The following is a 12045-nucleotide window of genomic DNA, read 5'->3' as shown; positions in this document are numbered from 1 at the left end:
GCTACATTCGGTGGCATGACTGCTACCGCGCCCACTCGGCGCCGCCGACGTGCCGGGCTGATCCTCGGCACCGTCGTCGCCGTGATGGCCGTCGTGGCGGGTGGTGTGTTGTGGCTGGCGCCGGACCGCTACCTGCCGTGGGACACCGCAGAGTTCCCTGCCGTCGACACGTCCGCGTTGTCGCCGCAGCAGGCACGGATCGTCGGGCTGCTCGAGGCCGAGCACGGCGGGCAGCGGCCGGGCACGTTCTACGCCGAAGGGGTCGAGGAGCCCTGGTGCGCGGACTTCGTCAGCTGGATCATGCGGGAAGCAGGCCGGCCGCTGTCGAATCCGAATTCCGGGCACTGGCGGATCCCCGGGGTCTACACGTTGCAGGAGTACTACGAGTCGCAGGCGCGCTTCGAGGAGGTCGGTGGCGGATACCGCCCGAACGCCGGGGACGTCGTGCTCTACGACAACAGCAGCTGGGTCGGCCAGCACACCAACATCGTCGTCGCCGTCGACGGGGACACCGCTACGACGGTCGGCGGCAACGAGTTCGGCCGTATCCGCGTGCACACCGTGGACTGGTCGAGCGACTCCGCCGTCGTCGGCTTCGGCCGGCTCGGGTGAGGGGCGTCAGAATTCGATCTTGAGGTGATCGGTGACCGGCCGGGCCTGGCAGCCCAGAATGTAGCCGCTCTCGATGTCCTCGGGGTCGAGGATTTCGCTGTTCTCCATCTCGACCTTGCCCTCGAGTACGGTGCACGCACAGGACCCGCACTCGCCCTCCTGGCAGGAGTACGGCACGTCGATTCCCTTGGCCAGCATGATGTCGACGAGGGTCTGCTTGCGGGGCCAACTCAGGTTGTGGATCTCGCCGTCGAGTTCCACCTCCACGGTGGCGGCGTCGGCGGCCTCGTCCTCGGTGACCTCCACGACGTCGGCGTCACGGAACGGGTCGCCGGCCAGCGAGTTGAACACTTCGGCGTGCACCTGGGTGCGCGGCATCCCGGCGTCCGCGAGGGCCTTGTGGATCGTGTCCATGAACGGCGCCGGTCCGCACATGAATGCTTCGTGCCCGAGGTAGGGCGCGACGGCGGAGGCGAGCTGATCGACGCCGGGCAGTCCCTGGACCGTCTCCAGCCAGTGAATGGACACGAGCCGTGAGGGGTACCGGCCGGCGAGCGTGCGGAGTTCCTCCGCGAAGATGACCGACTTCTCGTCGCGGTTGGCGTAGAAGAGCACGACCTTTCCGGACCCCTCGGTGAGGGCGGACTTGAGGATCGAGATCACCGGAGTGATGCCACTGCCTGCCGCGAACAGCAGGAAGTCGTGGTCCAGTGACTTGGGGGTGAAGACTCCCGACGGGGGGAGGACTTCGAGGGTGTCTCCGACGGCGACGTTGTCGCAGAGCCAGTTGGACCCGTAACCCTCTGCCGTCCGCTTGACGGTCACCTTGGGGGCGTCGTCGGTGAACGGCGAGCTGGCCAGCGAGTAGCACCGGGCGACCGATCCCGTGCGGTCGCTGGGGATGCGCAGGGTGAGGAACTGGCCCGGCTTGTAGGCGAACTTGTCGGCGAGGTCTGCCGGCACGTCGAAGACCAGTGACAGGGAGTCGGGGGTTTCCTCGACCACGCCCGACACGGTGAGCACCACCGATCGTGAGCTGTGCGGCACCTCGACAGTCGTCATCGTGTGTGCAGTCCTTCCGTACTTCGCAGCGCCGGAACGCTCGCTTGCCTGCTCCAAATATAGAACAGGTTCTAGTTTTTGCCTAGCGGGTGTGCTCCGCGTGAAGTGGACAGCCTATCGAGTGCCGCCCCCTCCGGCTCCGCCCGGCCGCACCTGCCCGTTCGGGCAGTTTGTGCGCCGCGGTCGGACGGTTCGGCCCCGCAGGCCTGTATCCGGGGTCCGAACTAGGTCACAGTGGGTTCCAGGTGAGACGCCGATCACATCACTTGCGTCCCCTTCCACAACGCTTCAGATCCGACATCGACTAATCGAGGAGACGGCCATGGCCATCGAGCTCAACCAGATCTGGGACTTCCCCATCAAGGAATTCCACCCGTTCCCGCGGGCACTGATGGGAGTGGGCGCCCACGACATCATCGGCGTCGAGGCGAAGAACCTCGGATTCAAGAGGACCCTGCTCATGACCACGGGCCTGCGCGGCTCGGGCATCATCGAGGAACTGGTCGGCAAGATCGAGTACCAGGGCGTCGAGGTCGTGCTCTTCGACAAGGTCGAGTCCAACCCCAAGGACTACAACGTCATGGAGGCGGCCGCGCTCTACCAGAAGGAGAAGTGCGACTCGATCATCTCCGTCGGCGGCGGCTCGAGTCACGACGCCGCCAAGGGCGCCCGTGTGGTAGTCGCGCACGACGGCCGCAACATCAACGAGTTCGAGGGATTCGCGAAGTCCACCAACAAGGAGAACCCGCCGCATATCGCCGTATCCACCACGGCCGGTACGGGTTCGGAGACGTCGTGGGCGTATGTCATCACCGATACGTCGGACATGAACAACCCGCACAAGTGGGTGGGATTCGACGAGGCGACCATCGTGACCCTCGCGATCGACGACCCGCTGCTGTATTACACCTGCCCCCAGCACTTCACGGCGTACTGCGGATTCGACGTCCTCGCGCACGGCAGTGAGCCGTACGTGTCGCGTCTCGACTTCGCGCCGTCGCTCGGCAATGCGATCTACTCGGTGGAACTGGTCGCGAAGAACCTGCGGGAGGCCGTGTTCGAGCCGCGCAACCTGAAGGCCCGCGAGGGAATGATGAACGCGCAGTACATCGCCGGCCAGGCATTCAACTCCGGCGGCCTCGGCATCGTGCACTCCATCTCGCACGCCGTCAGCGCGTTCTTCGACAGCCACCACGGGCTCAACAACGCCATCGCCCTGCCCCGTGTCTGGGAATACAACCTGCCGTCACGGTACGAGCGCTACGCCCAGTTGGCGGGCGCCCTGGGGGTCGACACCCGAAACCTCACCACGGTGCAGGCCGCGGACGCGGCGGTCGAGGCGGCCATCCGCCTGGCGAAGGACGTCGGCATTCCGGACAACTTCGGTCAGGTGCGCACCGACTCGTACGACAAGAACCAGATGAACACCAAGAAGTACGAGGGTCGCGGTGACACCATCCGGGGCGACGAGAAGACCGTGCGGGCCATCTCCGAGCACATCCAGGGCGACTGGTGCACGCCGGGCAATCCGCGCGAGGTGACGGTCGAGTCGATGATCCCCGTGGTCGATCACGCGATCAACAGCGCGTACTGACCGATCACAGAAACTCGCGTCCGGGGCGGGAGCCTCACCCCAGCCCGGCCCCGCCCCGGATGCGTTCCCACCACCACACCGCTGACGAAGGACGGACGCCCCGATCATGACTGCACCGCACACAGCCCCGGAACCGGAGGACATCCGCTTCGCCGACGGCGCGGAACTGAAGGAGGCGTTGCGCGAGGTCGACTACATCGCCGACGACGAGTTCGCGGTCGTCGTCCACCTGGCGACCGCGCTCGAACGCCCGCTGCTGCTGGAGGGGCCTGCCGGCGTCGGCAAGACGGAGCTGGCGAAGTCGCTGGCCGCGGCGTCGGGGCGAAAGCTCGTCCGGCTGCAGTGCTACGAAGGTCTCGACGACAACCGGGCCCTGTACGAGTGGGACTACGCGAAACAGCTTCTGCACGTGCAGATGTTGCGCGACCGCATCGGTGAGAAGATGGCCGCGTTCGACGACGTCGCCGAGGCGTCGCAGTTCCTGGCCGCGCAGGATTTCGGGTTGTATTCGGAGAAGTTCCTGTCGGTCCGTCCGCTGCTCGAGGCGATCCTGTCGCCGGACCCGGTGGTGCTGCTCGTCGACGAGGTGGACCGCACCGAGGAGTCGATGGAGGCGTTGCTCCTCGAAGTTCTCGCGGAGGGGCAGGTCACCATTCCTGAAGTGGGGACGTTCACCGCGCGGTCGGCGCCGTGGGTGATCCTGACGTCCAACGACACTCGCGAACTGTCACCCGCTCTCAAGCGTCGCTGCCTGCACTACCACCTCGGCTACCCGACGCCGCAGCGTGAGCGGGACATCGTGACGGCCAAGGCCCCCGAGGTCGAGGACACCGTCGCGGCGGAGGTGGTGGATCTGGCTCGCACGTTGCGGCAGTTGCCGCTCCGCAAGAGTCCGTCCATCGCGGAGGTCATCGACGCGGCGCGGGCGGCGGTGGTCCTGAAGTCGACGGGGGTGGCCGTGAGTTCGCAGGCCGCGGTCCGAGACATCCTGCTCACCGCCCTGCTCAAGTACACCAGCGACGTCGAACTGGTCCGCACCCGGCTGTCCGGCGATCAGCCTTTCCCGGCGGAGGTCGAGGAGACCGCTCCGGCCGGGCCGGTGGAGCGGGTGACGGTCGCATCGCGGCCGGCCAACACCACCACGGCAGTATTCCGCGGGCACGGTGGCCGCGACCGTGGCGGCATCGGCGCGGGCCGGCAGGGCAGGCGCTGACGATGCTCCGCCCGCAGCCCGACCCCTCCCCGTCCCTTCCCGCGCAACTCCTCGACGTTCTCGCGGCGTCCTTCGGAAAGGTGTTGCGCCGCTACGGCGTCGCCGCGTCGCCCGCCGAGGTCATCGAGGTTCGCCGGGTGTTCGGCTTGGTCGGCGGCCGGGACCTGCCCACACTGAGGGCGTCGTTGCGCGCGGTGTGCGCGAAGTACACGTACGAGCAGGCTGGATTCGACCGCGCCTTCGACGTGTTCTTCGCATCGGTCCGCGACGCGGCACCGGACGCGCGTCCCCCGTCCCGGACCGAGTTCGCGGAGGGCCGGCCCTCCGCGCTGGAGGTGGCGGACAACGCGGAGACCGCCCCGTACGCGGAATACAACGAGCGCGCCGCCGAGGTGGGCGACCACTTCGACACCCCCGAGGCGCAGAAAGGTTTCAACCCCCACAAGGACGACGACGATGTCAGCATGACGTCGAGCGACGCGGATCTGTCCGTCGATTCGGAAGCCGAATCCGGACGACGCGGCGTCACGTACACGGTGGAGGTCGAGCGGGCGGCGAGCGCCGCCGTCGGTGACCTGGCGTCGTCGACGAGCGGTGCCGTCGTCGGATCGTTGTCCTGGGATGATCCGGAGTCGATTCTCGCGTGGCTCGACGCCTACGACCCGAGCAAGGTCTACGCCGATTCCGATGGGGTCGAGCCTCTCACCGCGGCCCAGTTGAACCGGCTGGCGGAGGCGGTGGAGGCCTTCGTCGGCGCGCTGGCGGACGCCCGGGACCTGACCGCCGGACCTGCGAAAGGACCGGAGACTGCGAGCGGCACGGTGGCGGCCACGACCCGCGCCGAAGTGAATCAGGCGTGCTACGAGGTGCTTCGGCGGATGCGCGGGCCTTCGCGTCCCCGCCCGCGCGAACTGGCGCGGGGCCGGCTCGACATGCGCCGGACCGTGCGCGCGAGCCTGCGGACCGACGGCATACCCTTCCACCTCATGGTGAAGGCGCCCCGCCCGGACCGGGTGCGGGTGCTGATCCTCGCGGACGTGTCGCTGTCGGTACGACCCGTCACCGCCTTCACCCTCCGGCTGGCACAGGCCATGCACCGCCGGGCGAGCCGCTGCCAGGTCCTGGCGTTCGTCGACCGGCCCGTCGACGTCACGGACACCCTCCTCGCCGGGACCGACGACGACGCGCTCGCATCGGTGCTCGCCGACCCGCGCATCGATCTGGAGGCGAGCAGCGACTACGGCAAGGTTTTCTCCGAGGTGCTGACCGAGTTCGGCACCGACGTGAACTCCCGCACCTCGGTGGTGGTCGTCGGCGACGGGCGGTGCAACGGCCTGCCCCCGGGTGTGGACGAGTTCGCCGAACTGCGTCGCAAGGTACACCGGCTGGCCTGGATCACCCCGGAACCCGAGCGGTACTGGAATCAGGCGTCGTGCGCGATGCCGGAGTACGCAGAGATCTGCGACCGTGTCGTCGTCGCGCGAGATGCCGCCCAGCTGATGTCCCGCGCCGCCGAACTGGGACACGCGCTGCGGTGAGATCCGTCCACCTACCCGATCGGGTAGGTACCGTGCCTGTCCTTCGGTGGGTGTGGGAGCTCGTCCCGGACCGTAAGGTCTAGGTCAGGGTCTTGTAATCTGGATCACATGCACGCAGGTGTCGGGAGGAGTGTCGACTTGTCCGTGTCCTATCCGTCCACCCGCACCACCGCCCCGGGCCGGCTGGTGAAATTCCATGCACCCGAGATCGTGTTCGGTATCGGGTCGATGGTCGAGGCCGCGCACGCGGTACTCCGGCTCGGCGGGGCCAGGCCGATGCTCGTCACCGATCCCGGTCTGATCGACGCCGGCTGGGCGGCCGAACTTCAGGATCAGCTGCGCGAGCAGGGCCTCACCCCCGTCGTGTGGAGCGCGTTGACGCCCAACCCCAAGGACCACGAGATCGCGGCCGGGCACGACGCGTATCGCGAGGGCGAGTGCGATGTCCTCGTCGCCCTGGGCGGCGGCTCGGTCATCGACGCGACGAAGGGCATCGCGGTGCTCGCCGCGAACGGGGGCAACATCCTCGACTACGAGGGAGTCGACCAGGCCACCAGTCCGATCCCGCCGCTGGTGATGGTGCCGTCCACGTCGGGTACGGGCGCCGACGTGTCGCAGTTCTGCATCGTCACGGACACGAGGCGGGGAACCAAGATCACCATCATCGGCCGCGCGCTCGTGCCGGACGTGACCGTGATCGACCCCAGGCTGCTGACCACCATGCCGGAGTGGCTCAATGCGGCGACCGGCCTGGACGCCCTCACTCACGGCATCGAGGCGTTCGTGTCGCTGGCCCACAACCCGCTCACCGACCACCATGCGCTCCGCGCGGTCGGGCTGGTCACCGACACCCTCGTCCGCACCATCGAGGAGCCGATGGAGATGGAATCGCGCGCCGTCATGGCGCAGGCGAGTCTCGAAGCCGGCCTCGCGTTCACCAATGCGATTCTCGGTGCCGCGCACGCGATGAGCCATCAGGTCGGGGGACTGCTCGACCTGCCGCACGGAGTCATCAACGGCATTCTCCTTCCGCACGTGATCCGTTTCAACGCCACCGACGACGCCACCCCCTTCGTCGCCATCGCCGCCGCTCTCGGTCTCGAGGAGCGCCGAGGAACACCCGAGGAGGCTGCTCTGGCGGTCGCGGACCGGGTAGAACGCCTCGCCCGCGAGGTCGGAGTTCCGAAAGGTCTGGGGCAGTTGGGCGTTCGCGAAGCCGATCTGTCACGCCTGGCCGAGTTCGCGCTCCGCGACGCGTGTATGTCGACCAACCCGCGCACAGCCACCCAGGAGCAGATGGTGGCGCTGTTCCGGACTGCGCTGTGAGCGCATGAACGCCCCGGACCTGTCGACGCTCACCGGACTGCGGTCCGGCAAGCCGACGTTCTACCCCCAATATCGTGGCGCCGCGGAACGTCTCGAACGTGTCGTCCATGCTCTGGAACTCATCTCGCGGGCCCTCGTCCGCACAGTGGAGGGCCCCGAGACCCTCATCTGCGCGGTCGCCGAGGCGGCACGGGCGCACCTGGACGCGCGCTGGGTCGCGTTCGCCCTCGCCGACGGCATGCTGCCCGACGCCGGCCCGCGCCGGCTCGTCCTGGGGCCGGATGCGACGCCGTTCCTCGTCGACAACGTCGAGGGCCCACCGCTGCCGGACGAGGTCGTGACGTGTCTGGCCGACATCCGGTCGGCGCGCACCGGGGGCGCTCCCGTCATCGACGCGCACCACGCCTTCGTGCCGATCGTCCTCGAGGGTGGCGTCGTGGGAGCCTTCGCGGCCTGGACGGCCGAGCACCGCACGCTCGATACCACCGACGGCGCAGTTCTCAGCATCCTGGCGAGTCAGACCGCCGTGGCACTGCAGAATTCGGCGCTCTACCAGCGGGGTCAACTGCTGCTCGAGCGGGCCGAGCACGCGTACTCGGAGGCGCGCCGCAATGCCTCCGATCTGGCGGTGCGCAATGCAGAACTCGAATCCACCCAGCGTCAACTCGGAGCGGCCCACCGGCACCAGGTGCTCGACGAGGAACGGCACCGGATCGCCCGCGAACTCCACGACAGCGTCACGCAGGCGGTGCTGTCGGCGGGCATGCAGATCGAGGTGTGCCGTAGCGGTGTCCCGGACGACGAACGCAGTGATAGGCTCGATCTTGCAAAGGAATTGACGCGTCGCGCCGTGGAGCAGTTGCGCTCGGCGATCTACGCGCTCAATCACTCCGGCGGCTCCGACCGGACGTCCCTGCCCGAGATGCTCGAGCAACTCGGGGTCGTGCACATGCCCGACGAGCTCGCGGTCACGGTCCGCGTCGGCGGCACACCCGCTGAGCTGTCCAGTGACCGGGAACACGCGCTGCTGCGGATCGCGGGGGAGGCACTGTTCAACGCGGCTGTCCACGCCAACGCGACGCGCGCCGTCCTGAGGCTCACGTACTCGGCCGATTCCGTGTTGCTCTCCGTCGCCGACGACGGAGACGGAGATCCCAAGCGGATGCGCCTGCTGCTGCGGATGGCGGCGAACAACGACCTCGACGGGCACCACCGTGGGTTGGCGAACATGCAGGCCCGGGCAGCCGAGTTGGGCGGGACTCTCGAAGTGGCGCGGGCCAGGATCGGCGGAGTCCGGGTGGCTGCCCGGATTCCGTTACATTCCGACAGTGAGGTGGATCGATGACCATACGAACCTCGGTGCGTGACCAGACCGGGTCCGCTCGCCCCACGTCGGTGGTGAAGCTCGTGCTCGTCGACGACCACGCGATTCTCCGTCAGGGTCTGCGTTCAGTCCTCGAGCGGGAGCCGGATCTCGAGGTGGTCGGGGAGGCGTCGTCCTTGCAGGAGGCGCTGGCCGTCGTCGGTGACGTCGCGCCGGATGTCGTGCTGATGGACTTGAAGTTGTCGGCTGCCTCCGATTACGAGGGACTGGCACTGTGTGCGCAGCTGTCCGCCGCGGACGGCAAGATGGGTTTGCTCGTGCTCACGACGTTTCTCGACGAGCAACTCGTCGTCCGCGCCATCCACGCCGGCGCCCGCGGATATGTGGTCAAGGACGTCGACACCACCGAACTGGTGCGCGCCATCCGCGCCGTGTCCCGCGGCGAGAGCGCGTTCGATTCACGCAGCGCGTCGGCGGTGATCCGGTCGCTCAACGGTCAGACGACGCCGCGGGACGGGCTCACCGAGCGTGAACTCGAGGTCCTGCAACTCCTGGCCAAGGGGCTTTCGAATGCGAAAATTGGTGAGCGGCTGTTCATCTCGGCTACGACGGTGAAATTTCACGTCAGCAACATCATGCGTAAACTCGACGTCAGCCGCCGGGCGGAGGCCGTGTACGAGGCGGGCAAACTCGGTTTGATCTGACCCGGGCCCGTCGCGGCGGGGGCCGCGGAACCCGTCGTGACCACCCGTGAACCGGCGTAGCGTCCCCATCATGGCTGCGATCTCGGTGGAGAATCTCGTCAAGACGTTCGGGCCGACCCGCGCACTCGACGGCCTCGACCTCGAGGTGGGGACCGGGGAGGTGCACGGATTCCTCGGCCCCAACGGGTCCGGCAAGTCGACAACCATCCGGGTACTCCTCGGCCTGCTGCGCGCGGACTCGGGCAGTGCCACGCTGTTGGGCCGCGACCCGTGGCGCGACTCCGTGTCGCTGCACCGGCGGCTCGCCTACGTTCCGGGTGACGTGAACCTGTGGCCCAATCTCACCGGCGGCGAGGCGATCGACCTCCTCGCGGGATTGCGCGGTGGGCTCGACGAACCCCGGCGCGCGGAACTCCTCGAGCGCTTCGAACTCGATCCGACGAAGAAGGCGCGCACGTACTCGAAGGGCAACCGGCAGAAGGTTGCGTTGGTGGCCGCGTTCGCGTCGGACGTCGAACTGTATGTGCTCGACGAACCCACGTCCGGGCTGGATCCGTTGATGGAGTCGGTGTTCCAGGACTGCGTCGAGGAGATGTCCGACGCGGGGAAGACGGTCCTGCTGTCGAGTCACATCCTCGCGGAGGTCGAGGCGCTGTGCGATCGGGTGAGCATCATCCGGGAGGGCCGCACCGTGGAGACCGGCACCCTCGCGGAACTGCGTCACCTCACGCGCACGTCGATCACCGCCGATACGCAGCGGCCGGTGACCGGACTCGATGCCGTCGAGGGGGTGTACGACGTGCGAGTCGACGGCCAGCACACTCGGTGCGAGGTGGATACCAGCGCGATCGACGGGGTGCTGCGCCATCTGCTGACATTCGGGATCATGTCGCTGACATCGACGCCACCGACGCTGGAAGAGTTGTTCCTCCGGCACTACGGGGACGAACTGGCCCGAGAGGGCGAGAACCACCGGCGGGCCGAGTCCGGGACGCGGACGCGATGAGTACGGTGACGGCGCCGGCGATGGCCGGCCGCGGCCAGTACGCGGGCACCGTCCGGCTCGTGCGGCTCGCCCTGCGCCGCGACCGAATTCAACTGCCGGTGTGGCTGCTCGCTCTCGCAGCGCTGCAGGCATTCTCGGCGTCGAGCGTGCTCGGCCTGTATCCCACGGAGCCCGACCTGCGCAGTTTCGCGATGGCCACCGCGGCGTCGCCGGTCGCGCTGGCCACCAACGGTCTGGTGTCGGGGTACAGCGCCGGCGCCGTGCTCGCCTGTCAGATCGTCATGCCTCTGTCGCTGGCCGCCTGCCTGATGACCACCCTGCTGGTCGTGCGGCACACCCGCCAGAACGAGGAGACCGGCCGCGCCGAACTCGTCGAGGCCGCCGTGGTGGGCCGGAAGGCACTGCTCACCGCGGCCCTGGCGGTCGCGGTCGGTGCCAACCTCGCTCTCGGACTGCTCAACGTCGTGGTGCTGATGGCGGCGGGTCTGCCACTGGACGGGTCGGTGGCGCTCGGCGCGGCCGTCGCCGGTGCCGGTATCGCGTTCGCGGCGATCGCCGCGGTGACGGCACAGGTGACGGACAGTGCCCGCACCGCCAACGGGCTGGCCGGGGCTGCCCTGGGCGTGGCATTCCTGTTGCGTGCGGTGGGGGACATGACGGGGACGGTGACGGAGAACGGCACGCGGGTGGTGAGTGGCTGGCCGACGTGGGTATCGCCGATCGGCTGGGCCGAGCAGGTCCGACCCTACGACGACAACGCCTGGTGGGTGCTGGCGTTGCCCGCCGTGTTCGCACTCGTCGTCGGCTCGGTCGGCTTCGCCCTCACCGAGCACCGGGACGTCGGCTCGGGGCTCGTGCCGACCCGCCCGGGCCCCGCCCGCGCGTCCCGTTCGCTGCCGACGGCCGTCGGATCGGCGTGGCGGATGCAACGGACGATCCTGTTCTGGTGGGCATTCGGAATCGCCGTCCTCGCCGTGGTGTACGGCGCGATCGCAGACCAGATCGACGACTTCCTCGGCGAGGGCGAGCAGGTGGCCGACATGATGGAACAACTCGGTGGCGGCACGACGAACATGGTCGACGCCTACTTCGCCGCAATTTTCGGCATGATGGCGATCGCGGTCGCGGGCTACGCCGTGCAGGCTTTGCTGCGGATGCGCGGAGAGGAGTCGGCGGGGCGACTCGAACCCGTTCTCGCGACAGCGGTCTCGCGTCCGCGGTGGATTCTGGCGCACGTCGGCCTGGTCACGGTCGGCATCGTCGTCCTCCAGGCGCTGACCGGGGCGGCGACCGGTCTCGCATACGGTCTGGTGACCGAGGACGTGCCGGGGAAGGTCGTGAACCTCACGGGGGCCGCCCTCGTCTTCGTACCGGCGATCGGGGTGGTCGCCGCAGTGGTGGTGTTGGCGTTCGGCGGCGTCCCGGCCTGGTCGGCCGGGCTCTCCTGGGGCGCGCTCGCGGTCTGCCTGATCTTCGGATTCCTCGGATCGCTGCTCGGGCTACCACAGGCGGTCCGCGATCTGTCGCCGTTCACGCACGTCCCGCCCGTTCCCGCCGCGGAGGTGACGGCCACTCCGCTGCTCTGGCTCGCGGTGGTCGCCGTCGTCGTCGGTGCCGTCGGAGTGGTGCTGTTCCGTCGGCGAGACCTCACGAACTCGTAGCGGCA

The 12045-nt window shown here is 68.4% G+C and carries 10 protein-coding genes; 9 read left to right on the top strand and 1 reads right to left on the bottom strand.

The features are described from left to right. The first annotated feature begins 15 nt into the window (after nt 1–15). The gene (locus WKC72_RS30170; RefSeq protein ID WP_370180624.1) at nt 16–612 is read left to right on the top strand and encodes a CHAP domain-containing protein; all 597 of its coding nucleotides are present in this window, start codon (nt 16–18) and stop codon (nt 610–612) included. A 6-nt stretch (nt 613–618) separates the two neighbouring features. On the opposite strand, the gene WKC72_RS30165 is transcribed toward WKC72_RS30170, so the two are convergent. Further along, the gene (locus WKC72_RS30165; protein ID WP_037244515.1) at nt 619–1674 is read right to left on the bottom strand and encodes a ferredoxin--NADP reductase; all 1056 of its coding nucleotides are present in this window, start codon (nt 1672–1674) and stop codon (nt 619–621) included. A gap of 322 nt (nt 1675–1996) precedes the next feature. On the opposite strand from WKC72_RS30165, the gene mdo reads away from it, so the two are divergent. From mdo to WKC72_RS30125, 8 genes are all read left to right on the top strand, one after another. Beyond that, nucleotides 1997–3268: an NDMA-dependent methanol dehydrogenase gene (gene mdo / locus WKC72_RS30160; protein WP_037244517.1), complete on the top strand. Its 1272-nt coding sequence runs from the start codon at nt 1997–1999 to the stop codon at nt 3266–3268. A gap of 106 nt (nt 3269–3374) precedes the next feature. Next, the gene (locus tag WKC72_RS30155; protein ID WP_370180623.1) at nt 3375–4481 is read left to right on the top strand and encodes an AAA family ATPase; all 1107 of its coding nucleotides are present in this window, start codon (nt 3375–3377) and stop codon (nt 4479–4481) included. A 2-nt stretch (nt 4482–4483) separates the two neighbouring features. Beyond that, on the top strand, nt 4484–6019 hold the full coding sequence (locus WKC72_RS30150) for a VWA domain-containing protein (protein WP_370180622.1): 1536 nt from the start codon (nt 4484–4486) through the stop codon (nt 6017–6019). Nucleotides 6020–6157: 138 nt separating this feature from the next. After that, complete coding sequence (locus WKC72_RS30145) at nt 6158–7345, top strand: iron-containing alcohol dehydrogenase (RefSeq protein WP_304627234.1); 1188 nt, start codon at nt 6158–6160, stop codon at nt 7343–7345. Between the two features lie 4 nt (nt 7346–7349). Continuing rightward, a complete protein-coding gene (locus WKC72_RS30140) occupies nt 7350–8690 on the top strand; it encodes a histidine kinase (RefSeq protein WP_370180621.1) in 1341 nt (446 codons plus the stop codon). Continuing rightward, nucleotides 8687–9373, top strand: coding sequence for a response regulator transcription factor (locus tag WKC72_RS30135; RefSeq protein WP_037244527.1), 687 nt, complete (start codon nt 8687–8689; stop codon nt 9371–9373). Before WKC72_RS30140 ends, WKC72_RS30135 begins: the two co-directional genes overlap by 4 nt. A 70-nt stretch (nt 9374–9443) precedes the next feature. Continuing rightward, on the top strand, nt 9444–10379 hold the full coding sequence (locus WKC72_RS30130; protein WP_370180620.1) for an ATP-binding cassette domain-containing protein: 936 nt from the start codon (nt 9444–9446) through the stop codon (nt 10377–10379). Continuing rightward, nucleotides 10376–12040, top strand: coding sequence for an ABC transporter permease (locus WKC72_RS30125; RefSeq protein ID WP_370180619.1), 1665 nt, complete (start codon nt 10376–10378; stop codon nt 12038–12040). Before WKC72_RS30130 ends, WKC72_RS30125 begins: the two co-directional genes overlap by 4 nt. Nucleotides 12041–12045 lie beyond the last annotated feature (5 nt).

This window comes from Rhodococcus wratislaviensis, from assembly GCF_041228765.1.
Lineage (GTDB): Bacteria > Actinomycetota > Actinomycetes > Mycobacteriales > Mycobacteriaceae > Rhodococcus_F > Rhodococcus_F wratislaviensis.
The sequence above is the reverse complement of the archived record's forward strand: the minus strand, read 5'-3'. Positions and strand labels throughout refer to the sequence as shown.